Below are 22718 nucleotides of genomic sequence, written 5' to 3'. Positions count from 1 at the left end.
AAAATTCAATCCTGGCGGACCGCCACCCGGGCGCTTTCCTCCCCGGCCGGAGGTGCCGGTGGCTGGGCGGATGACGACGCGAGTCGCAGCACGTGCAAGCGGGATGGCTCATCACGCGCGGAGGTGCTCAGCCACACCTCGGCCGGATCGAGGCGGATACGGGTTAAAAGATGCACCCGCGCCTCGGTGAAGAAGCGGTCCCCTTCCCCGCCCGACCAAAGGCCATGATCGCCTTCCGCCAGGCGGATCGTCGCGCGCAATTTGTCCGTCAATCGCGGGCCATGGGTATCCAGCGAAATTCTCTCCCCGGTTGCGATATCCTCCAGCCGGGCGACCGCGATCCGCTCAAGCACGGGACCGGCCTCGTTTTCGCGCACGACTACAGGCGCAAGGTCGAACGCGAGCAATCTTAGCCCCAGGCCCGGGACCGGCTCACCGACCCGTACGAGCATCGTTTCCGAGCTAACCGCATCAACGAACGCCACCGTGTAGGCGCCCGGGCTTCCCACATAACCGGTCAGTTGCAGGCGATAAGGCTCTCGCTCCACTGCCACCAGTTTCGGGCCTCCGGGCAAGTCCGCCGAAGTCGCTTCCCTCCGCTCATCGGCCAGCATGGTCTGCTCGGGCGACTGCATCGACGGCGGCGTGAACAGATCAGCCGGCCGGACTTGGCCGTTGCGACTGCCGGCAGGCGCGTCCCAGGTCGGCACCGTTGCGACCAGGCTGACGACGGCGCGCATACTCGGCAACTCCTGCATCGTGGGCCGGACCAGGGGCGACGCCAGGGAGTCCATGAGTTTAAGGCTCTCCGCCCGGCTCCAAACCAAGCCGGTCGCCAGCAGAAGCCCGGCCGCCCCGAGCAGCCACTTGTCGTAATGGATGCGCAGCGGATGCATCAGCGTTCGAGACTTGGGCCGGAGGCTACTCGGGGGAATTCCACCAGAAGGGAAAATCTCGACCCAGCACCGCTGGCCTGATCCGCCTGCGCCGGCTCCAGCTCCACGCTCCGCACCAAGGCCGGTCGCGGGGCCACGGCCAGCGCGCGCATGAACTCCCGCAGCACGGACGTTGTGCCGCTGAATTCCAGTCGGAAGGAATCGCTGTCGATCATACCCGCTTGCCGCACCAAGAGCCCGGGAGCTGGAACATGAAAGTCACCCGCTCCCTCCGTCGCCCGCGGAGCGCCCGCCGCCGCGGGGTCCTCGCGCCGGATGGCCAGGAGCTTTTCCGGCTGCGCCGCAAACAATGCGCCGAGCAGCTCCTCAGTCAGGATCTGCTGCCGGCGCACGGTCGGCAGCAAGGCGACCGCGGGCCCTTCTTTCGCATGGCGGGAGAAACCAAAAGTTTCCCCGGCACCCACTTTCACCCCCGCTGCTGCCGCCTCCCGTGCCAGTTTTTGCCAGGTATCCTGAAGTGAGAAATAGCTTTCCACCGGACGCTCCGGACCAGGGCCCGACTTCGCTTCCTCGGGGGCGATCGCAAACTCGGCCTGCAAGCTGACGAGCATCGCACGCGCCGCCTGAATTTCCCCGGCCAGTATCCGCACGTTTTCCGCGTTTACCGCCGGTATCTGCCCCGCCAAGACCGCCTGCTCCTGTTGTTTCCCTTTCAGCCGGAGCAGTGACCGTTGCGCCTGTTGTCGTGCCACCTGGAGGAGCCACAATTCCACCCCGAACCCGGCCACCACCGTGGCGATCAGCAAGCCCGGGATCAGCCGCCTGACTTGGTCGGACTTCAAAGCGGCTCCTCCGGGTTGGGCACCAGCACCAGTTGGAACGCCAGCGAATCGGTTTGGGTGGCATCAAAGCGCTCCGAGGCGACGCGGCTCAAGAACGGGGATCGTTCGATGCTCTGCAAAAGCGCCTTGGCCCGCTCCGCCCAACCGTTCCCCGCCAACGACTCCACCTGGGGCATCGGCAGCATGCGCCCGGAAATCTCCAGCTGCGGCAGTTCACCCGTCGCGCCCGCCCGCACCTCCAGCCGGTCAATCCACACTCCTTCAAGCGCACCCAGCCTTTGCTGCCAGTCAGCGAACATCCGAAGCCAGCTGGTGCGGCGCTGCCGCAGTTCCTGCCAATGGACGATCCGGCGCCTGAGCTCCGCGCATTCCGCGAGGCCACGACGCATCGCCGTCTCGTGCTGGCGCATCGGAGCGACGATCTGCTCGATCTCCGCCGACCTGGCCTCGGCCGCCCGGGTTGCCTCCCGGAATTGCAGGAACGGAACGACCGGCGCGCCCAGCAGCACCAGCGCGGCGGCCGTGAGCCAGGGTTTTCGTCCGCGCCGGCGCTGCCTGGTGCGCAGGTGGGCCGGCAGGAGATTCATCGTCGGATGCCCTTTCAACAGCCGCCCGGCGGCCGCGCCCGCCAGCTCCGGCCATGCCGCATTGGCGTCATGCGTCGGTGCGAGTCCGGTGAGCGGGGGCAAAGCCTGCACCGGCAGATTCAGCTTGGCGGCGAACAGGGATGGATCAGCCGCGTGGTGAATCCACTCCCCGGCCAACTGCATGCCAGTCGGATTACCCAGACCGCTTTGGGCCCGCAGATGAAGGACCGAGCGGGCGACCTCCTGGACCAGCTGCGTCGTGTTTGCCGCCCGGTCGTGGTCCGTCGCCATGAGCCAGCTGCGCAGGGCAAAGCCTTCGGTGTTCACCAGCAGGAGCGTGGCGGCACGGCTCTCGCCATGGAGCACAAGCTCCGGCTCCGGTTTGAAAGCATGGGCGAGCCGGCTGCGCGCGAGCAGCGCGAGCGGAAACGGAACCACCTGCTCCAGCCGGAATCCCGCGGCCGCGACCGCCTCGCACCAGGGCATCAGCGCCGCGTTGCGGACCGCGGCCAGCATCAGTTGCTGCGTGGCGCCGTCCTCGCCGGCGAGCGTGGTGTCCCACGTCACCTCGCTGAGCGAACAGGGCAGTTTTTGCGCCGCCTCAAACTCCACGAGCTTCGCCCGCTTGCGCGCATCCACCCGCGGCAGGCGCAGGTGCTTGACCAGGGTCACATGCGGCGGGAGCAGGAGGATCAGCGGCGCTTCCGCCGCTGCGCCCAGGCGCAACGAGGACAATGCCGCAACCCACTCGGCCGTCGGTGAAGCGGCATCTTCTCCACTGCTCCGCGGCAACGCCACCGAGTTAAACTGCAGGCACTCCAGCGACGTCCCCTTCCGGCGAAACACGCCGAGACTGGCACGGTCGGCGTCGCAAAAAAGGACACTCGCCTGGGGAAATGAGAAAGCGGGCAGCACGTTTGAGCTGGCCCGCTGCACCGGTTTTGATGGCTGCGCTTCCCACCGGCGTCACGAGAAAACGCCCGACTAAAACAGCCAGAATTTAGGTGGTTTGACCGATGTCGCGGCTGACCCGACCGCACGCCCTTGCACCTGCGGGCCCGCACCCGCGGTGCACCGGGAGCGCAGACCTCTCACTTGGCGGGTGCCGGCTTGGCTGCGAACTCGGGATTCGACGTCTGCAACCGCGCCAGCGCGGCGGCAGCTTGCGGCAGACCCAGCTCCGCCGCCTTTCGGTAATTTTCCTTCGCCGCCACGAGATCACGGTTCACGGCGATGCCGTGTTCGAGCATGAATCCGCGCACCATCCACGCCTCGACGCCGCGCAGTCCCGACAGCAACAGGCTCCAGCGGACGGTTTCCTCCGGCTCCTCCGGCGCCGCTCGCTTTTTCGCCTCCACCATCGCCAAGGCGAGCGCGGCCCCGAGATCCCCTTTGCGCGCTTCATTCTGCCACCAGGGCAGCGCTTGTGCGGGGTTGTCCGTCACCGCCTGGGTGACGGCCTCGATGCGGCCGAGCACAAATTTCGCCGGTTCATCCCCCAGAGCGGCGGCTTGGCGATACCAGTGCAAGGCCAGCGCCCAATCGCGCGCCACGCCCTGACCGCGGGCATAAAGCTCCGCCACCGCGCGCGCCGCGGCGGGCTGACCGGCGGTCGCGGCCTGCACATACCAGCGCAGCGCCGCCAGCGGATCTCCGGACATGCCGGGATGATCGCGGTAGAGATCGCCCAGTGTCTGCATGGCCTGGGTGTTGCCTTGGTCGGCCGCACGCAGGAGCCATTTCGCCGCGTCCTCGCGCGCCTCCGGCGTGTCGCTCGTCGCCTGCAAGCGGCCGAGCGCGGCCTGTGCCTCGACGTGACCCGTCTCAGCAGCGCGGCGAAACCACTTCTCCGCTTCGGCCTGGCTCCGGTCGAGGCCGTCGCCTTCCCGGTATTGCAGGCCGAGCAGATACTGCGCCTCGGCATCGCCCTTCTCGGCCGCGGTGCGGAGCAACTGGGTGTTGGCCCACCGCATCGGCCGGGCGCCAAACAGCGTCGGCGCGACGATCCCCAACAACAGCGCATAGAGCATCAGGCGCATGCGGTCTGACTGCCGCGCGGCTGCCGGCGCGTCAAAGCCCATTCCCGGGCGAAGATTTGTTTGCGACTGCTTTTCCATGATCCAAGTTGCGGACCTGCGATGACAACCGTCCTGCCTTACAAGATCAGCGTCCTCGTCTTCATCGAGAACCACGCCGGCGAACAGCTCCTGATGTTGCGCGCCAAGCAGCCCAACCTCGGCATCTGGTCGCCCATCGGCGGCAAGCTCGAGATGGCCACCGGCGAATCCCCGCTCCAATGCGCCGTCCGCGAGACCCACGAGGAAACGGGTCTGAGCGTGCGCGAGGAGGACCTGCATCTTTTCGCCATGATTGCGGAGAAAGCCTACCAAGGACAGACGCACTGGCTGATGTTTCTGTTCCGCTGCAAGCGCCCCATCGACCGGCTGCCGCCCGACATTTCCGAAGGCCGCTTCGGCTTCCACTCCCGCGAAGCCATCAAGCACCTGGAGATCCCCGAAACCGACGCCGCGGCGCTCTGGCCGATCTTCGACCGCTACCGTGACGGATTTGTCTCATTGCGAGCGGATTGCTCGGTTTCGCCCCTCCAAATCACCATCGAGCAGGTCGTTCCGGAGAAGTAACCTGCTGTGGCAACTGCGCCACTGCCAAAAGTTTCGCTTGTCATCGCCCGGCTTTGCCTAAAAGACGGAATCCTTCGTCCTGATATTGTTTTAAACTCAAAACATTTCCTGTGAGCAAGAAAGCCCCCTCCACCAAAAAAGCCGAAGATCCCGGCTACAACGCCCGCACGGCGCCCATCAACGCCAAGCTCGGGAACGACGAACTGATCGCGCTCTACCGCGACATGGTGCGCATCCGCCGCTTCGAGGAGTGCTGCCTGCGTTGCTACCAGAAGGGCGGCAAGATCGGCGGCTTCCTTCACCTCTACATCGGCCAGGAGTCCATCGCCGTCGGCTGCGTCTCGGTCATGGGCGACGACGATCACATCATCACCGCCTATCGCGACCATGGCCACGGCCTCGCCGTCGGCATGGGCATGAACGAGATGATGGCCGAGAACTACGGCAAATACACCGGCTGCTCCAAGGGTAAGGGCGGCTCGATGCACTACTTCGACCCCTCCCGCCGTTTCTGGGGCGGCCACGGCATCGTCGGCGGCCAGATCCCGCTCGGCACCGGCATCGCCTACGCCCTCAAATACCTGGGTCGCAAGGGCGCCTGCATGGCGTTCATGGGCGACGGCGCCGTCAACCAGGGCGCGGTCCACGAATCCTACAACCTCGCGGCGCTCTGGCAGCTGCCGGTAATCTTCATCGTCGAGAACAACGGTTACTCGATGGGCACCTCGCAGGAGCGTTCTTCCGCCGGCCCGAGCCTCGCGCAACGCGCCGAGGGTTACGGCATGAACTGGGAGATCGTCGAGAACGGTCACGATGTGCTCGAGGTCCGCGACCGCGTCGCCGCCGCCCTCAAGCTCGCCCACGAGAAGTCCCTGCCGAGCGTCCTCGAGATCCGCACCTACCGCTACCGCGGCCACTCCGTCGCCGACCCGGACAACACCTACCGCGACAAGAAGGAGATCGAGGAATACAAGGCCACCAAGGACCCGCTCATGGTGTTCCAGAACGCCCTGCTCAAGGAGAAGGTCCTCACCGAGGAGATCGTCGCCTCGATCGACGAGTCCGCCCGCGCCGAGGCCGAGACCTCCGCGCAGTTCGCCGAGGCCAGCCCCTACCCGACCGTCGAGGACATCCAGAAGGACGTCTATTGGGAGGCCGACAATCCCGCCGACCGCAAATCCCAGGGCACGCTCTTCTTCAACTGAGCTCCGCCTCCCCCAGACCCTAGATCCTAAATCCCAGACCTTTTCCAGTCATGCCTCTTCTCACCTACCGCGAAGCTCTCCGCCACGCCATGGCCGAGGAACTCGAACGCGACCCGAATGTTGTCATCATGGGCGAGGAAGTCGCCCAGTTCAACGGCGCCTACAAGGTCACCGAGGGCCTCCTCGCCAAGTTCGGCCCCAAGCGCATCGTGGACACCCCAATCTCCGAGGCCGGCTTCATCGGCATGGGCATCGGCGCCTCGATGCTCGGCCTGCGCCCCGTGATGGAGCTGATGTTCTTCAGCTTCTACTCGGTCGCCTTCGACCAGATCTTCAACAACGCCGCCAACGTCCGCTACATGTCGGGCGGCCTGATCAACTGCCCGATCGTTCTCCGCGGTCCCGCCAACGGCGGCACCAACGTCGGTGCCACGCACTCGCACACGCCCGAGTCCATCGCCGCCTACCACCCCGGCATCAAGGTCGTCGTCCCCTCCACCCCGGCCGACGCCAAGGGCCTGCTCAAGTCCGCCATCCGCGACAACGATCCCGTCATCTTCCTCGAAAACACGATCCTCTACGGCGAGACCGGCGAAGTCCCTGAGGGTGAGCACCTGGTCCCGCTCGGGTCCGCCAAGGTCATGCGCGAAGGCACGGACATTTCCATCATCGGTCACGGCCGCGCCATCCAGATGGCCCTCAAGTCCGCCGACCTCCTGAAGGAAAAGCACGGTATCAACGCCGAGGTCGTGGACCTCCGCTCCATCCGCCCGCTCGACGAGGAAACCATCCTCAACTCCGTCAAGAAGACCAATCGCTGCCTCTACGTCGAGGAAGCCAAGCCCTTCTGCTCCGTCGGCGCCATGGTGGCCTGCCTCATCCAGGAAAAGGCCTTCGACTACCTCGACGCCCCGGTCCTGCGCGTCAACTCCGTGGACGCCCCCGCCATCTACTCCCCGCCGGTCGAGAAGCTCCAGCTCCCGACCCCCGACCGCATCTACCAGGCCGCGCTCAACGTCCTGAAGTAACTTAAACTTCCAACTTAAACTTCAACCGCGCGCGTAGCGCGCTCCCCCATGGCCAACATCATCGATATGCCGAAACTCAGCGACACCATGACGGTGGGCACGCTGGTCAAGTGGCTCAAAAAGGAAGGCGATACCGTCAAGGCCGGCGACATGCTCGCCGAGGTCGAGACCGACAAGGCCACGATGGAGCTCGAGTCGTTCTTCGCCGGCACCCTCGTCAAGATCTTCGCCCCCGCCGGCTCGCAGGTCGCCATCGGCGCCGCCCTCTGCGCCGTCGGGAAAGCCGGTGAGACCGTCGAAGCCCCGGCCGCCAAAACCGCCGCACCCGCCGCTGCTCCGGCTCCGGCCGCCCCCGCGCCGGTCGCCCCGACGCCCGCCCCCGTGCCTGCCCCCGCTCCGGCACAGCCTGCTCCGGTCTCCAGCCACCCGGCTCCGGCCTCCGCTGAAGGCGACGCGCGCCTCAAGATCTCCCCGCTCGCCAAGAAGATCGCCGCCCAACAGAGCGTTGATGCCTCCCGCCTCACCGGCTCCGGCCCGGGCGGCCGCATCGTCAAAGCCGACGTCCTCGCCGCCGCCGCGAATCCCGCGCTGCTCAAGTCCACCGCGGCTCCCACTGTTGCCAAATCTTCAGGTTTCAGTCCTCAGGTTTCAGGTTTCTCCCGCGGCCCGGTGCAGGAAGAGCGCGTCGTTGCCGTGTCGAACATGCGCGCCGTCATCGCCAAGCGCATGGTCGAGTCCACGACGACCATCCCCTACATCTACCTCGACATCGAGATCGACGCCGAGCCGCTGCTCGCCATCCGTAGCCAGCTCAACACCGGCCTTGAGGCCCAGGGCGTGAAGCTCTCCGTGAACGACTTCGTGCTCAAGGCCTCCGCCGAGGCCCTGCGCCGCGTGCCGGCCGTCAACAGCTCCTGGGAAGGCACGCAGATCCGCTACCACGGCGCCGCGCATGTCGCCTTCGCCGTGGCGCTCGAGGACGGCCTCATCACGCCGGTTGTGCGCGACTGTCACCTCAAGAGCGTGTTCCAGATCAGCACCGAGGCCAAGGCGCTCGGCAAGAAGGCCAAGGACAAGAAGCTCCAGCCCGCCGACTACACCGGCGGCACCTTCTGCGTCTCCAACCTCGGCATGATGGGCATCCCGAAATTCACCGCCATCATCAACCCACCCAACTCCGCGATCCTCGCCGTCGGCACCACGGTCACCAAGCCCGTCGTGAAGAACGGCCAGATCGTCGTGGGCCAGACGCTGACCGTGACCCTGAGCGCCGACCACCGCGTCTTCGACGGCGCCGTCGCCGCCCAATACCTCGGCGCCCTCAAGGACATCCTCGAGAAGCCGGCGTTGCTCCTCGTCTAAACATGGAGGCGGGGTGCCCCCACCCCGCATTTCCCCCCAGGCGCGCCACCCGGCGCGCCTTTTTCTTTTGAGGCGGAGCGCGTTGACTTCAACGCGCTGGGCCTGCCGAAGCCGGAACAGAAATTCTGCACCGTTGCCAAGCGGATGCCATTACCCTTCCGTGTCCACCATGAAGCAGGCCACAAAAACCAATGAGGCCGAAAACACTCTTGGGCAAAGAATCTCATGAAAGCGGAAGCGAACTTCCTCCGGCATTTGAATACGCGCGGATATTTCGGCGGAGGAAGCTTTGATCCGCAGCCAGTGTTTGAAGCGGCGCGGCAGCATCTCGACATCGACGTCACCAGCGTCGAAGAGAATGAGCGTTTAACGACCGTGATCAATCGCTTGGTCGACGACGGCATTCTACGCGTCGAGTATTCCCAAGATCCGACTTTACACCCGAAAGACCAGCTGGACCACTGGCGCTTGCTGCTGACCGCGACGGGGCTCGCTGAGATCGATGGCGACGTGAAGCGCGTATGAACGAAAAGAATAGATTCAGGTTTGAGGTGCGACAGAAGTGAAACTGTCGCGGCTCATTTGAAACGATCGCCAGCAATAACCCACCCTCCATGCAACCTGCCCAACCACCTCCCTCGAGTCCAGCCAAGCCCGTCAATTGGGGAATTCTCGGCGCCATGGTGGGCGGGTTCATCGGCATCGTGGCGGACAAGTTCGCCCTCGGCCTGATATTTGGCTTCCTCATCGGACTCATGATCGGCTCCGCCAAACGGAAGACCGCCGCTTCCGACAGCACGCGTCCGCCGGGAGACGAAAAGTAGGACTAGCTGGCTGAGAAAATCGTGGTGTCTCTGTTCCTCCAGTCCACTCGCCTCATCCTCCGCGAGTTCACCCTCGCCGATGCGGCGTTCATCGTGGAGCTGCTCAACGAGCCGGCGTTCATCGAGTTCATCGGCGACAAGGGCGTGCGCGACCTCGCAGGCGCGGAGCACTACCTGCACAATGGTCCGTTGGCCAGCTATGCGAAACACGGCTTCGGTCTCTGGGCGGTGACGCTGAAGGATGGCACACCGGTCGGCATGGCCGGCCTGCTCCAGCGCGACTTCCTGCCCCATCCCGATCTCGGCTACGCCCTGCTCGCCCGTTTCCACGGACAAGGCTACGCCCACGAGGCCGCGACCGCCGTGCTGCGCTACGCCCGCGAAAAATTCGGCCTCACGACCGTGCACGCGCTCACCGCCTTCAAAAATCCCGCCTCCGTCCACCTCCTCGGCAAGCTCGGCTTCGACTTCGTAGACTTCATCCAGCAACCCGGCTACGCGGAACCGAGCCGACTGTTTATTTTGTCCCTGTCGGCCCCGGGCTCGTGAGCCGCTCGACCACCAGGCGCTCCAATCGCGGCACGTCCACGGCGAACACGACCTCGACGTCGCGCTCGCCGAGCCCCGGACCCTGCCCGGCTGGCCAGCTGAGCGTGTTGCCATAGCCGGCTCCGTCGCCGTCAGTGTCCACCCTGACGGCCAGTTTTTCTCGCCGGGTGACCAGGGACGGCTCCAGCCATACGGCGGCGGCGATTTCGTCCCATAGCGGAAAACTTTCGACCCATCTTGCCACGTAGCGCGCGATCGGGGTCTCCGCCGCGGAGACCTGCTTCATCATCTCCGGCGTGAAACGCGTCCGCGTGGACGGATCCACCGGCACCTGCAGGATCCGCCGCCACGGCGCACGAAGCACGAGGCTCGCCGCCTCGGGGTCCCAGCGAAAGTTGAACTCCAGCCGCGGTGTGTGCGCGTATTCAAGCCCGAAGCCGTCGCCCGACGGATGCGGGTTGAAGCTGCCCCCCATGAAGACGAGTTCCTTCGCCCCGGCGGCAAACCTGTCGTCCAGCCGAAGCGCCAAAGCCAGGTTGGTCATCGGCCCCATGGCCAGAATGCTGACCTCGCCGGGAAACGCGCGCACCTGGCGCACGAGGAACGCCGCCGCGGTCTCGTGCGCCGGCTTCAGCGTTGGCTCACCCTCCACCAATGGCGGCACCACCTCCGGTCCGTGCGGCGCGGGCCGGCGCACAAGCACCTCCTTGGACCAGACTTCGGTCCAGGCGCCCTTGTAGAAAAGTTTTCCGTGGCGCGCTTCCCAGCGCTTGGTCGCCTCGGCAGAATTCACGAGCGGGAACGTCGCTCCCGGCACCACGGGAATCTCTGGACGCCCGATCAGCTGCAGCATGCGGAGCGTGTGGGCGACGTTTTCCTTCTGCCAGCCGTCGCCGCTCTCGACCGTGATGCCCAGCACCTCGACGTCGGGCGACTGGAGAACCATCAGGATCGGCTGCAAGTTCGGTCCGCCCGGGCCAAACGCGTCCTGATCGATGATGACCTTGCGCCGCGGTGCCGCGGCTACGAGCAGCGGAAGCAGAAAGCCCAGAAGCCAAAGCCGGTTTCGCATCCGGCGGACACAGCAAAGAGCGTGCCTCGGACAACGGTGAATACCGCGGGCCGCGCCGCCGCGTCCGCCCCGCGATCTGCTCCCTTGGGCGGATGAAATTTCATCCGGAAAAATCGCCGGTCCGTCATTTCGTTGTCGAGGTGCCCGGCAAGTCACCCAACCTCCCTGCACCATTTCCTCGAGTCCCTCCAAAATCCGCGGGTTGCGCTGGTATATCGTGGCACTGCTCGCGCTCGCCTCCGAACTCAACTACCTCGACCGGCAGGCGCTCTCGGTGCTCGCGCAGACGATCCAGGATGAGCTGGGCTTCACGACAATCGAGTATTCCTACATCACGTCGGCCTTCCTCGCGAGTTACACCGTGATGTATCTGGTGAGCGGACGGCTCGTGGACTGGCTGGGCTCACGAAAATCGTTCTCGATCTTCGTCACCGGGTGGTCAATCGCGACGATCCTGCATTTTTTCGCCCGCAGTCCCTTCCATTTTGCCGCCTGCCGTTTCCTGCTGGGCGCGACCGAGCCGGCCAACTTTCCGGCAGGCGTGAAGGCTGTCTCCGAGTGGTTCCCGATGCGCGAACGGGCCCTCGCGGTCGGCCTCTTCAACGCCGGCACCGCCATCGGCGCGGGTCTGGCGGCTCCCGTGGTTTCCGTGATCGCGCTCACCCTCGGCTGGCGCTGGGCCTTTGTCATCACCGGCGGGCTGGGCTTCCTCTGGGTGATCGTGTGGCATTTCGCCTATCGGCTCCCGCCGGAGCACCCGCGTCTGTCGGACGAGGAAAAGACGCTGATTCTCGATGGCCGGGCGGCCGGGGCCCCACCCGTGCCGATGCTGGCGTGGTCAAAAATCCTGCGTATGCGCGCCACCTGGGCCTGCGTGTTTGCCCGCATGCTGACGGACCCGGTCACCTACCTCTTTGTCTTCTGGACACCCAAATACCTCCAGGAGGTCCAGGGCTTCGATCTGAAGGACATCGGCAAGTTCAGCTGGATTCCCTTTGTGGCGCTCGCACTCGGCAACATCGCCGGCGGCCTCGTGCCGAACCGCCTCGTGCGGCTGGGCTGGACCGTCAACCGCGCGCGCATGTCGGTCATGCTGCTGGCCTCGCTCGCCATGCCGGTCCTCTGTTTCTCGATCACGCGCGCCACCGTGCCGGCCATTGCCCTCACCTGCATCAGCCTCGCGATGTTCTGCCATGCCGCCTGGGCCAACATGACCTTGCCCGCCGAGATCCTTCCGAGCAACGCCATCGGTTCGGTGACCGGGCTCGCCGGGGCGCTCGGTGGGGTGATGGGCATCGTCACCCAGACGGCCATCGGCTGGACTGTGCAAAACCTGTCGTTCACGCCGGTTTTTGCGGTGGCCGCCTTCATGCATCTCTCCGCCCTGATCGGCGTCAAATTGCTGATCGGAAAAATCAGCCAGCGTCCGCCCGAAGCCGACGCCCCCACCTCCGCCTGAACTCTCCGCTCATGTCCCACTCCCTCATGCCCCGGACCGAGATCCATCCGACGCGCGTCGCGATGGGCACCGCCTCGGCCCGCCATTTCCTGCATCGCGTTCGCCACGTGCTGGCCACCAAGCCCCTTTGCCGGGTCATCTTCGGCTGCGCCCCTTCGCAGGATGAATTCTTCGCCGGGCTGCTCGCCGAGACCCGCGGCGACCCGGCCCTCTGGTCGCGGGTCGAGGTTTTCCACATGGACGACTACGTCGGCCTGACGGAGGACGCGCCCCAGAGTTTCCGGCACTATCTCCGCCGGCATTTGCTCGATCACGTGGCGGTGGCGAAGTTTCACCTCATCCGCGGCGAGGCGCCGTCGCCCGAGGCCGAAGCTGCCCGCTACGCCGGACTGCTCGGAGCGGCCCCCATTGACGTGATCGGCATGGGCCTGGGTGAAAACGGTCACATCGCTTTCAACGATCCGCCGGTCGCGGATTTTGCCGACTCGGTGCTAGCGAAGGTCGTCGCCATGGATGAGATCTGCCGGCAGCAGCAAGTGAACGATGGCTGTTTCCCTCGCCTTGAGGCCGTGCCCCGACTCGCCATCACGATCACCGTGCCGGTCTTCGCCCGGGCCGGCAGTCTCGTCTGCACCGTGCCCGGACCGCGCAAGGCCCAGGCTGTGCGCGGAGCCCTCACCGCTCCCGTCGGTTCCTCCTGCCCCGGAACGATCCTGCGCGTGCATCCCGACTCCGCACTTTTTCTGGATCGCGACTCGGCGACCTTGCTTGAAACCTCGGCGAAACCCGCCTCCTGATGCCGCCCCGCCGCTCCACCGCCCGGAAAACGCCGCCAAAAAGCAAGGCGGCCCGGGGCTATTTCGACCTGCAGGTGAACGGATTCGCCGGGGTTGATTTCCAACAGCCCGACCTCAGCGCCCGCCAGCTCGCGCAGGCCGTCGCCGCCCTGCACGCCCACGGCACCGACCGAATTCTACTCACGCTCATCACCGACAGCATCGCGCAGCTCTGCATCAAGCTCGCGCGGATTGAGGGTATACTCCGCCGGCACCCGACGCTGGCGCGCACCATTGTGGGTTATCATCTCGAAGGACCCTACCTCCTGCCCGAGCGCGGCTACTGCGGCGCGCACGAGCCGAAGTGGATGCATGCGCCGGACATCGCAGAGTTCGAGCAGCTCTGGGTGGCCTCCGGCGGCCGCATCCGGCTGATGACTCTCGCTCCCGAGTGGCCCGGCTCCCCCGCTTTTATCCGGCAGCTCGTGGCCCGGGGCGTCCGGATTGCGATCGGCCATTCCAACGCCAGCGCGGACGAGATTGATGCCGCGGTGACAGCGGGCCTCAGCCTGTGCACGCATCTCGGCAACGGCGTGCCGCTGCAGCTGGACCGGCACGACAACATCGTGCAGCGCCTGCTCGCCCGCGATGAACTCTACGCCGCCTTCATCCCGGACGGCATCCACCTCCCGCCCCACGTGCTCAGGAATTTCGTCCGCGCCAAACCGCCGGACAAGGTTCTGTTCACCACCGACGCGATGGCTGCTGCGGGGGCCGGGCCGGGCCGCTACCGCATCGCCCATCTGGTCACCGAGGTCGGCGCCGATGGCATCGTGCGGCAACCAGGCGAGACCCGGTATTTTGCCGGTTCGTCGCTCACCATGGACAAAGCGGCGGCAAACGTGGCTGCGATGACCGGATGGACCGCAGCCCAAGCCCGCTCCGCCTGCTCGGCGCGGATCGCGAAATACTTGGGCTGCTGAAGCGGCCGTTCGAAACGCGGGAGATTGGTGGTCTCCCGGAAAACGAAATCAACCCTCGGCACGCTTGCGGGCGTCGGCCTCGATCAGCGCTTTGAGGGCGTCGAGCGTGGCGCGGGTCTTGGCCTTGGCGGCGGGCAGGTCGGCGGCAGACGATACCGGACCGGAGGCGAAGAGGTAGAACTTCATCTTCGGCTCGGTGCCGGAGCCGCGCGCGGCAAACGAGTAGCCGTTGGCCAGCGTGACGATGTAGAGGTCCTGCGAGGGAATCTGCTCGTTGTCGGCGTCGAAGAACTTCTCACGGCCGAAGTCCTGGAAGCGCGTGACCTTCGTATCGCCAAAGGCCGTCGGCGGGCTCGCGCGATATGTATCGAGGATGCGCTTGATCTTCGCGGCGCCGCTCGCGCCCTCGTAGTAGATGTTGATCACGCCCTCGAGGAAGAAGCCGTAGCGCAGGTAGATCTCGTCGAGATATTCCGGCACAGTCAGGCCGCGCGACTTAACCCACGCGCAGACCTCGGCGAACATCAGGCAGGCGGAGTTGCCGTCCTTGTCGCGCAGCGAGTCGTTGGGCAGGTAGCCGTAGCTTTCCTCGGTGCCGAACAGATAGAACGTGCTGTGCTTCTGCAGCAGCGCGGCGCGCTCGCGGAACGGCGTGCCGTCGTAGCTGAAGCCGGGCCCCATGGCTTTGGCCAGCTTCTCCTCGTAGCCGCGCATCTTGGCCGCGATCCACTTGAAGCCGGTGAGCGTGTTGATGACCTTCACGCCGTGGCCCTTGCCGATGGCGTCCTGCAGCGGGGTCGTGACGAAGGTCTTCACGAGGCAGGCGGCCTGCGTGCCCTCCTTTGGAATCCAGCCGAGCTCCTTGTATTTGCCGATGCGGTAGTCGGCGAGCAGCGCGCCGACCTGGTTGCCGGTCAGCAGCTCCATCTTGCCGGCTTTGTTGCGCACGGCCACGCCCACGCGATCGCTGTCGGGATCGGTGGCCATCACCACGTCAATGCCCTCCTTGTCGGCCAGCGCCACGCCCAGCGCGAGCGCCTCGGCGTTCTCGGGGTTGGGCGACTTGACGGTCGGGAACCGGGCGTCGAAGGCCGATTGCTCCTTCACCTCGGTCACATGCACGCCGGCATGAATGAGCGCCGGTACGGTCGAAACGCCACCGACACCGTGGATGTTCGTATAAACGACCTTGAGGTCCGACTTGCGGAGCAGGTCCGCGTCGATCACCGCCTGCGCCGCGACGGCGAGATAGGCGTCGTCGGCCTCGCTGCCGAGGGTGGTGACGCCGGCGAGGTTCTTATCGAGGAACTGCTTGGTCTCGGCGAGCGAGACCTTGTCCACCTCGCTTACGATGCCCTTGTCGTGCGGTGGCGTGACCTGCGCGCCATCCACGAAGTAGGCCTTGAAGCCGTTGTCGTGCGGCGGATTGTGGCTCGCCGTGATGACCACGCCGGTGTGGGCCTTGAAGTGACGGACTGAAAAGCTCAGCTGTGGAGTCGAGCGCGGGCCGTTGAAGATCAGTGCCTCACCGCCGAGTTGGGTCCAGGTCGAGGCCGCCAGCTCGCAGAAGTGACGCGAGAAATGCCGCACGTCGTGGGCGATCACGAGGCGGGGCTTGGCCGCGCTGCCCTGTCCCGCGAGATAGTTCGCGACGTAGCGGTGCAGACCGATAACGGCGCGCAGGAGCGTGAAGTCGTTGAGCAGATTGCTGCCGACGTTGGCGTGTTCGGGCGAGCCCTGACCCGAGAGCGCGCCGGTCTCGGCCGCGGCGGTCTTCACGCCGATGGTGCGGCCGCGCATGCCGCCGGTGCCGAACTCGAGGTAGCGGTAAAAACGGTCGTTCAGCTCGCTCCACTCCCCGCGCGCGATGAGTTCGTGGAGGCTTTGCTCCGCCCAAGCGGGCAGGCCGGCGTCGAGCCAAGCCTTGAGATTATCGGCGGCGGTGCTGAGCAACTGGCCGTTCTTCACGGCGGCGGCGATCTGGTCGGTGGTGGTCATGGGAAGGAAGAGACCTGACGCGATGGCGGGCTTGGGGGCGAGGGCGTTCCAGCGTTGGGCGAAGGTTTCCGGATCGTAACCAAAAAGCGGCGAGATCTCCAGGGTGGCCTTGGGCAGGCCGGTGGCATCGGTCTCGACCACGGCACCGGCGGCTTGGAGCCAGCGGGCCCATTGGCGCATCTGGTCCTCGCGGCAGGTCTTGGGCGAGTCCACGCCCTCGGCATTTTTCACCGGGCTGAAATCGTCGGCGCGCGCCGTCTCGATGACGATGGAGTTCCTCGCAAAGGGCAGCGCGTCGAAGACGAACATTTCGAACTTCACGCCATTGGCCTTCTCGGGCTTCACGGCTTTGCCGGCAGCGTCGATCGTGGCGATCTTCTTGTCGGCGCGGTGGAACGGCAGCGCGACGTCCTCCCCGCCCGCGGCCATCCGGCGCGCGAACTCGCGGTCGATGACGTGGATCGCGATGCTGCCGGCCCCGTAGCGCAGCGCACCGTCGGCGTTGGTCTCCTTCTGCATGCTCATCGGCATGTCGCTGTATTCGACGACGACGATCTTGCCGTCCTGCAGGCAGAAGTGGCCGACCTTTTCCTCGGGGTAGGCCTTGATCACCATCTTGCTCGACATCTCGGAGCCGGCGGCGAGGTGGAAGCCGATGAACTCCGCGTCGATGCAACGCACGAGTGGGTTGTCCACCTGGAAGTAACTGAGCGTGTCCACGCCCTCGGCTTTCATCAGGTCGAGCGCGCCGCTGCGATGGAGCGCGCGCAGCGAACCACCGTGGCCGTCGGGACTGAGCGCGAGCGCGCCGCGGGTCTCGAGCAGGATCTTGCCGTCGTAAGCGACGGCCGGCATGCGGCCCTGGCGGAAGAAATGCACGCGGTTTTTGTCCAGGCCGAAGAACTTGTTCTCGGCGAAGAAACCCTCGGTCTGCGCGTGGTTGGCGTGACTGGTCATGATGAACCAGTGCAGCGGCTTCCCGTAGCGGAGACCGGCGGCCTTGATTTTCTCGGCGAAGACCTGGAAGAGCGACTTCTGCTTCAGCGGCGTGACGGCGAAGGTGCCCTTGGGGCCGTCGTAACCGAGGCGCGTCCCCTGCCCGCCCGCGACCGTGAAGGCCGCCACGCGGCCGGCGCGCAGCGCCTGCTCGCCGAGCGCGCGGGCCCGGGCCCACTGCGCGGCATCGCCGCCGTTGCCCGGCAGGCGCGTGACCGGCGCCGGGGCCAGGCCGGCAAGGTTGGCGCCGCCGCCGCCGGTCTTGAACACGAGCGTGCGGTTCAGGCGCTCAATCTCGGTGAGGTCCACCTCGGCCGCTTGGGCGGCGAGTTCGGCGCGTTCGTGCGCATCGAGCGAATCCCAGAAGGCAAAGACCTGCCCCTGGCCGGCGGCACGGTAGTTGTTGATCAGTTGTTCGTGGCTCATGGTTTCACTTCTTCAAAGCGGAAGACAAATTCCTCGCCCTTGGCGTAGCCCAGCTTCTGGCGGATGAGGAGCTCCACCAGCGCCGGGTCGTTGCGCAGCCGATCGAGGTAGCGCGTCTGGGCGGCCAGCTTGGCCTCGGCCTCGGCCAGCAGGCGCTGCTTCGTCGCGAGGTCGGCCTGCCGGGTCTTCAGCTCGCGCTGCATGCCCACAAAGGCGGTCACCGCCCACAGGGTGATGCCCGCGAAAAGCACGCCGAAGACTCCGTTGATAATTTTGCTGAGATTCACCCGGAATGAGGCGACCAGATAAAGGTGCGCGGCGGAGTTCAGGCAATGCTTTTCAAAGCGCGTTGACGCGCTTTGTGCGTGCTTTTTCCCGTGCGGCTCAAATACTTGCCGGACGATGTATCAAAGCTTCTACGGATTTACGGAGATGCCGTTCCACATCACTCCGGACCCGAAGTTTCTCTACCTCAGTCCCACGCACCTGGAGGCGCTCCAGCACCTGAAATATGGCGTAACCGAGAAAAAAGGCTTCATCGTGCTCATCGGCGAGGTCGGTTGTGGCAAGACCACGCTCTGCCGGAAATTCATGGGCGAGCTGGATCCCGCGCACTACGACACCGCCCTGATCCTCAACCCGCGGGTGAACGAAACCCAGATGCTGCGGGCCATCCTCACCGAGCTGGGCGAACACAACGTCGCCAAGAGCAAGCACGACCTCATCTCGCAGATGAACCAGATCCTGCTCGACCGCATCGCCAAGGGTCGCGAGATCGTGCTTATCATCGACGAGGCGCAGAACCTCTCCTTCGAGGTCTTTGAGCAGGTCCGCCTCCTCTCCAATCTCGAGACCGACAAGCAGAAACTCCTGCAGATCGTCCTCATGGGCCAGACGGAGCTGAAGGAACGTCTCGCCGCCGAGGAGTTGCGCCAGCTCCGCCAGCGCATCCTCGTCCACTACGAGCTCCGGCCCTTCACCCGCGACGAGATGAACCACTACATCCATCACCGCCTGTCCGTCTCCGGCAGCGCCGGCCGGCCGTATTTCACCAAGTGGGCCCTCCGCCACATCCACCGCACCAGCCGGGGAATTCCCCGCATCATCAACAACCTCTGTGACAAAGCCCTCCTCTCGGCGTTCATCCGCGACTCCGACGAGGTCAACTACTGGGACGCCCGTCGCGCCGTGCGCGACATGAACCGTCTCACCGCCTGACCATGAGCCTGATCAACGAAGCGCTCAAGAAAGCGCAAAAACAGCGCACCGGTGAGACTCCCTCATTGAGTGCGATGCCCACCCTCGGGGGTGAGCGTCCGGACAAGATCGCCCACCGCAGCAAATCCTCAGGCGTGGGTGAATTTCTGCTCCCCATGCTCGGCCTCGGCTTCGTGGGGCTCGCCGTCCTCGGAGTCGGCGGCTTCTTCCTCTACCGCAGCCTGAGCCGCGAGAGCGCACCCGCCGCGCAGACCACTGCGGTCAGCCCCCCCGTGGCCACCCCGCCACCGGCACCCGCGCCGACCGCCCCACAGCCCACCCCGCAACCCGCCCTGCCACCCCGGGAGCCCGTGGTGGTGGCAACCGCGCCCCAGCCTGCATCGGCCACGTCCTCTGTCAGCTCGTTCACGGTGCCCAATGTGGCGACACCGGCCCCCACCCAGCCTGAGCCTGCGCAGCCTGTCACTCCGACCGTAACCCTGCCCGCCCCGGCCCCGGTCGTGGCCGCGATCACGCCGCCTTCCGCCCCCGCACCTCAGCCGGTTCAGAGCCAATCCACCACTCCGGCCGCGCCGCCCAAGTTTGAGCCCCGCGCCATCAACCACATCGAAGCGCTGCGCGTCACCGGCATCCGCGTTTCATCCGATCCGCGCGACAGCAAGGTGCTCATGAACGACCGCGTTTATCGCCTCGGCAGCCTCATCGATGCCGAGATGGGCATTCGGCTCGTTGGCATCACCGCGGCCTCTCTCACCTTCGAAGACGATCGCGGCGCCCGTTACACGCGGCTGTTTAACTGAAGAGCGCGCCACGCCCCGGCCTCAATAGGCGGACTTTGGCGGGAAAAACACCTGCCAGAAAGTCTTCAGCGTGATCTGCACGTCCAGCCAGATGGACCAGTGGGCGATGTAGTAGAGATCGAGCCGGATTCGCTCCTGCAACTGTTCGGGTGTCCTGATTTCACCACGGAAGCCTTCGCTTTGGGCCAACCCGGTGATGCCGGGCCGCACCCAGTGTTTCGACCGGTAGGAACGAACCTGCCGCTCGAACTCTGCGTCGAGCACCGGCATGACCGGCCGCGGCCCCACGATGCTCATCTCGCCGGTCAGCACATTCCAGAACTGGGGAAACTCATCCAGGCTATGCCGCCGGAGGAAGCGCGCCAAGGGATAGACCCGGTCGTCGTCCACTGAGGCCTGCCGGCTCTCGGCGGTGGCGTCGGGCGGGGCCAGATGCATCGAACGGAATTTCAGCATGGGAAACTCCGCCCGCCCTTCACCCGAGCGGGCCCGCACATGGAACAATGGTCCCGGCGACTGGAAGCGCTGCACGAGCCACACCACCAGCATCAGCGGCGGCAACACCAGCACGACCACGGGCAGGGCCACGACGATGTCGAACGCGCGTTTCACGGCCCGGTTCAACGGTTCCTCCAGCGGCTCGTCGTGCAGGGTGAAAAAATGATGCCCGCCCTCGTCGGCCGAAACCACGGGATGCCCCAGCACTTCCTCGACCTGGTGGTGCACGAGCAACCGGCACCCCTGGGCCTGACACTGGTCCACGATGAGTCGGGCCACCGTCGGTTCGGCCGGCACCTCCAACAGGATCACCTGACCGATGGTTTTCTCCGCCAGCACCCGCGGCAGATCAGCGACCGTCCCGGTCACGGGGATCGTCGCCGGTGCAGCGGGCGCAAGGGCGTCCAAAGCCAGAAACCCGACCGGATGCACCCCGAGGTGCAGGCGCTGCTTCAGCCACTCATCGAGCATCGCCAAAGTGCGGGCGCGCCCGACGAAAAGCGTGGGGATTTGCTCACCATGGCCGTAGAGAAAACGAGCGAGGCGAACCGGCAGCCTTCGGTGCAGCCAGAAAATTCCCAGCCAGCTCCAAACCAGAAAAGAGCCGAGGAATAACCGGCTGATGCTCCGGTCCTGGGTGGCGAACATCATGGAAAACACCGCCAGCGCCACCAATCCGACCTGCTGGCTCGCCAATCCGGCCGCCTCGGTGATGGAAAGCCTGGTGAGGCGCGTGCCCACCGCGCGCAACCGGCTGCCGCCCACCAGCAATCCGATCACCAGGCACAGGAAATACTGCAGCAGGTTCACCTCCCGGCTGAGCTTCACCGCCGGCACATAGCGCATGATGAACTCCGCATAGAGCCAGAAAAACACCCCCAAACCCAACAGCAGGACGAGGCCATGAATCCGGACTAGGCCGCGATGACGATTGGCAAGCATGGGTTGGTAACCACGGCAGTGTGGCTGGCGTCTGGTGACCGGCAAGCCTCGGTTCCACAGTCTTTTCCCGAAAATCCGCCGGCCGAATAGATTGCGCGTTTCCCCGGGCTCCCTATATTTCCGTCCTCATCCATGGCCTCATCCCGCGTTCTCCTCCTCACCCTCGGCACCCTGCTCGCAGCCTCCGCCGTGGGTTACTATTTCTACCAAAAGCGCACCGAGGCCGCCGCCAAGCCACCCGTATACAACACCGCCGTCATCGCCAAAGGCAGCATCCGCCAGGCCGTCACCGCCACCGGTCAACTCGCTCCTCTGCTCGAGGTGGACGTCGGCAGCCAAATCTCCGGCCTCGTCATTAAGCTGCACGCGGATTTCAACACCCAGGTCAAAAAGGACCAGATCCTAGTCGAAATCGACCCCGCCACCTACCAGCAGCGCCTTCGCCAGGCCAAGGCCGACCTGGCCTCCACTCAGGCCAGCAACCGTCTGCAACAGCTCAACACCGAGCGCACCCGCGAACTCTTCGAGAAGAAGCTGGTCACCCAACAGGAGCTGGACCAGGCCGAGGCCCAGCTCGCCCAGTCCAACGCCCAGCTGCTGACCCGCGAGGCCGCCGTCGAAAACGCCAACGTGGACCTCGCCCGCTGCACCATCCGCTCCCCCATCGACGGCATCGTCATCGCCAAGCAGACCGAGGAGGGCAAGACCGTCGCCGCCAGCCTCAACGCCCCGGTGCTCTTCACCATCGCCAACGACCTCGCCAAGATGCAGATCACCGCCGCCGTCGCCGAGGCCGACATCGGCTCGGTGCGCGAGGGACAAGCCGTGACCTTCACGGTGGACGCTTTTCCCAACCGGTCCTTCAACGGCCGCGTCTCCCAGGTGCGCAACGCCGCCAAGACCGTTTCCAATGTCGTGACCTACGACACCATTATTGACGTGGACAACCGCGACCTCCGGCTCCGCCCCGGCATGACGGCCAATGTATCCATCATCGTCGCCAGCCGCGAAGACACGCTCCGGCTGCCCAACGCCGCCCTGCGCGTGCGCCTGCCCGAGGCAAATGGATCCACCGCCCCTGCCACACCGACGGCCGCCAGCGCTCCGGCTTCCGGCGCACCGTCCGGCCCGCCCGCCGCAACCGCCCAGGGCCCGCGCCCAGCTGGCGGCGGTGAAGGCGGCTCCGGTGGTGGAGGCGGTGGCCGCCGGGGTGGTGGCATGTTCGGACCTGATGCCACACCCGAGCAGCGCGAAAAGATGCGTGCGCTCATGACCGAGGTCGGCATCACCAATTTCCGCGAGGCCAGCCAGGAGCAGCGCGACCAGTTCCGCAAACTCGCCACCGAGCGCGGCCTCATCCAGCCGGAGGCCGCTCCGGGCGAGGTTGTCGTCAGCACCCGCACCATTTACCGCCTGCCCGGCGGCGACAAATCCGCCAAACCCGAGGCCGTGACCATCAAGGTCGGCATCACCGATGGGGTTGCTTCCGAGATCATCGAGGGCCTCAAGGAAGGCGACACCATCATCACCGGTCTGCAGGTCACCGGCCCCGGCGGCGGCGCCGCGCCCGCTCCCTCCAACAATCCCTTCGGCGGCGGCCAGCGCCGGTTCTAAG

The 22718-nt window shown here is 65.6% G+C and carries 21 protein-coding genes; 13 read left to right on the top strand and 8 right to left on the bottom strand.

All coding sequences use genetic code 11. The features are described from left to right. Positions 1 to 5: 5 nt before the first annotated feature. From ESB00_RS08145 to ESB00_RS08130, 4 genes are all read right to left on the bottom strand, one after another. Positions 6 to 896 (bottom strand): hypothetical protein, encoded by an 891-nt coding sequence (locus ESB00_RS08145; RefSeq protein WP_129047208.1) that lies wholly within the window; start codon positions 894 to 896, stop codon positions 6 to 8. Further along, positions 896 to 1702, bottom strand: coding sequence for an Amuc_1100 family pilus-like protein (locus tag ESB00_RS08140; protein WP_129047207.1), 807 nt, complete (start codon positions 1700 to 1702; stop codon positions 896 to 898). The genes ESB00_RS08145 and ESB00_RS08140 overlap by 1 nt, the downstream gene beginning before the upstream one ends. 32 nt (positions 1703 to 1734) lie before the next feature. Continuing rightward, the gene (locus ESB00_RS08135; protein ID WP_129047206.1) at positions 1735 to 3240 is read right to left on the bottom strand and encodes a type IV pilus biogenesis protein PilM; all 1506 of its coding nucleotides are present in this window, start codon (positions 3238 to 3240) and stop codon (positions 1735 to 1737) included. 176 nt (positions 3241 to 3416) lie between these two features. Next, positions 3417 to 4442, bottom strand: a complete 1026-nt coding sequence (locus ESB00_RS08130) for a tetratricopeptide repeat protein (protein ID WP_129047205.1) — start codon at positions 4440 to 4442, stop codon at positions 3417 to 3419. Positions 4443 to 4463: 21 nt separating this feature from the next. Here ESB00_RS08130 and ESB00_RS08125 point away from each other — a divergent pair, with 21 nt between their 5' ends. The 7 genes from ESB00_RS08125 (at position 4464) to ESB00_RS08095 (ending at position 9935) form a co-directional block, all read left to right on the top strand. Continuing rightward, positions 4464 to 4967 (top strand): NUDIX hydrolase, encoded by a 504-nt coding sequence (locus ESB00_RS08125; RefSeq protein WP_129047204.1) that lies wholly within the window; start codon positions 4464 to 4466, stop codon positions 4965 to 4967. Between the two features lie 110 nt (positions 4968 to 5077). Continuing rightward, positions 5078 to 6172 (top strand): pyruvate dehydrogenase (acetyl-transferring) E1 component subunit alpha, encoded by a 1095-nt coding sequence (gene pdhA, locus ESB00_RS08120; protein WP_246026433.1) that lies wholly within the window; start codon positions 5078 to 5080, stop codon positions 6170 to 6172. A 50-nt stretch (positions 6173 to 6222) separates the two neighbouring features. Beyond that, positions 6223 to 7200, top strand: coding sequence for an alpha-ketoacid dehydrogenase subunit beta (locus tag ESB00_RS08115; RefSeq protein ID WP_129047203.1), 978 nt, complete (start codon positions 6223 to 6225; stop codon positions 7198 to 7200). A gap of 48 nt (positions 7201 to 7248) precedes the next feature. Beyond that, entirely contained in the window at positions 7249 to 8562 is a 1314-nt protein-coding gene (locus ESB00_RS08110; RefSeq protein WP_129047202.1) for a pyruvate dehydrogenase complex dihydrolipoamide acetyltransferase, read from the top strand. Between the two features lie 225 nt (positions 8563 to 8787). Next, entirely contained in the window at positions 8788 to 9087 is a 300-nt protein-coding gene (locus ESB00_RS08105; RefSeq protein ID WP_129047201.1) for a hypothetical protein, read from the top strand. Positions 9088 to 9176: 89 nt separating this feature from the next. After that, complete coding sequence (locus ESB00_RS08100; RefSeq protein ID WP_129047200.1) at positions 9177 to 9386, top strand: hypothetical protein; 210 nt, start codon at positions 9177 to 9179, stop codon at positions 9384 to 9386. A gap of 24 nt (positions 9387 to 9410) precedes the next feature. Further along, positions 9411 to 9935 (top strand): GNAT family N-acetyltransferase, encoded by a 525-nt coding sequence (locus ESB00_RS08095; protein WP_129047199.1) that lies wholly within the window; start codon positions 9411 to 9413, stop codon positions 9933 to 9935. Here ESB00_RS08095 and ESB00_RS08090 read toward each other — a convergent pair. Next, positions 9904 to 11007, bottom strand: coding sequence for a nucleoside hydrolase (locus ESB00_RS08090; RefSeq protein ID WP_129047198.1), 1104 nt, complete (start codon positions 11005 to 11007; stop codon positions 9904 to 9906). The two genes, ESB00_RS08095 and ESB00_RS08090, sit on opposite strands and share 32 nt — an antisense overlap. Positions 11008 to 11209: 202 nt before the next feature. Between ESB00_RS08090 and ESB00_RS08085 the strand changes: the two genes are divergently transcribed. Genes ESB00_RS08085 through ESB00_RS08075 form a run of 3 tightly spaced genes read left to right on the top strand, consistent with a single transcriptional unit; the run spans position 11210 to position 14225 of the window. After that, positions 11210 to 12466, top strand: a complete 1257-nt coding sequence (locus ESB00_RS08085; protein WP_218938704.1) for an MFS transporter — start codon at positions 11210 to 11212, stop codon at positions 12464 to 12466. A gap of 11 nt (positions 12467 to 12477) precedes the next feature. Beyond that, positions 12478 to 13263, top strand: a complete 786-nt coding sequence (locus tag ESB00_RS08080) for a 6-phosphogluconolactonase (protein ID WP_129047196.1) — start codon at positions 12478 to 12480, stop codon at positions 13261 to 13263. Next, positions 13263 to 14225, top strand: coding sequence for an N-acetylglucosamine-6-phosphate deacetylase (locus ESB00_RS08075; RefSeq protein ID WP_129047195.1), 963 nt, complete (start codon positions 13263 to 13265; stop codon positions 14223 to 14225). The genes ESB00_RS08080 and ESB00_RS08075 overlap by 1 nt, the downstream gene beginning before the upstream one ends. Positions 14226 to 14273: 48 nt before the next feature. Here the strand turns inward: ESB00_RS08075 and ESB00_RS19975 are convergent, their stop codons facing one another. Then, on the bottom strand, positions 14274 to 17645 hold the full coding sequence (locus ESB00_RS19975; protein ID WP_246026432.1) for a UTP--glucose-1-phosphate uridylyltransferase: 3372 nt from the start codon (positions 17643 to 17645) through the stop codon (positions 14274 to 14276). Then, on the bottom strand, positions 17642 to 17932 hold the full coding sequence (locus tag ESB00_RS08060) for a septum formation initiator family protein (protein WP_129047194.1): 291 nt from the start codon (positions 17930 to 17932) through the stop codon (positions 17642 to 17644). The genes ESB00_RS19975 and ESB00_RS08060 overlap by 4 nt, the downstream gene beginning before the upstream one ends. Before the next feature lie 145 nt (positions 17933 to 18077). Here ESB00_RS08060 and ESB00_RS08055 point away from each other — a divergent pair, with 145 nt between their 5' ends. Both ESB00_RS08055 and ESB00_RS08050 read left to right on the top strand, forming a co-directional pair. Then, complete coding sequence (locus tag ESB00_RS08055) at positions 18078 to 18863, top strand: ExeA family protein (RefSeq protein ID WP_246026431.1); 786 nt, start codon at positions 18078 to 18080, stop codon at positions 18861 to 18863. Between the two features lie 2 nt (positions 18864 to 18865). Then, the gene (locus ESB00_RS08050; protein ID WP_129047192.1) at positions 18866 to 19663 is read left to right on the top strand and encodes a hypothetical protein; all 798 of its coding nucleotides are present in this window, start codon (positions 18866 to 18868) and stop codon (positions 19661 to 19663) included. A 21-nt stretch (positions 19664 to 19684) separates the two neighbouring features. Here the strand turns inward: ESB00_RS08050 and ESB00_RS08045 are convergent, their stop codons facing one another. Beyond that, complete coding sequence (locus ESB00_RS08045; RefSeq protein ID WP_129047191.1) at positions 19685 to 21103, bottom strand: exopolysaccharide biosynthesis polyprenyl glycosylphosphotransferase; 1419 nt, start codon at positions 21101 to 21103, stop codon at positions 19685 to 19687. Positions 21104 to 21235: 132 nt separating this feature from the next. Here ESB00_RS08045 and ESB00_RS08040 point away from each other — a divergent pair, with 132 nt between their 5' ends. Continuing rightward, a complete protein-coding gene (locus ESB00_RS08040; RefSeq protein WP_129047190.1) occupies positions 21236 to 22717 on the top strand; it encodes an efflux RND transporter periplasmic adaptor subunit in 1482 nt (493 codons plus the stop codon). Position 22718 lies beyond the last annotated feature (1 nt).

Source organism: Oleiharenicola lentus (assembly GCF_004118375.1).
GTDB lineage: Bacteria > Verrucomicrobiota > Verrucomicrobiia > Opitutales > Opitutaceae > Lacunisphaera > Lacunisphaera lenta.
Note: the sequence above shows the minus strand (reverse complement) of the source record. Positions and strands in the feature narration are given on the sequence as shown.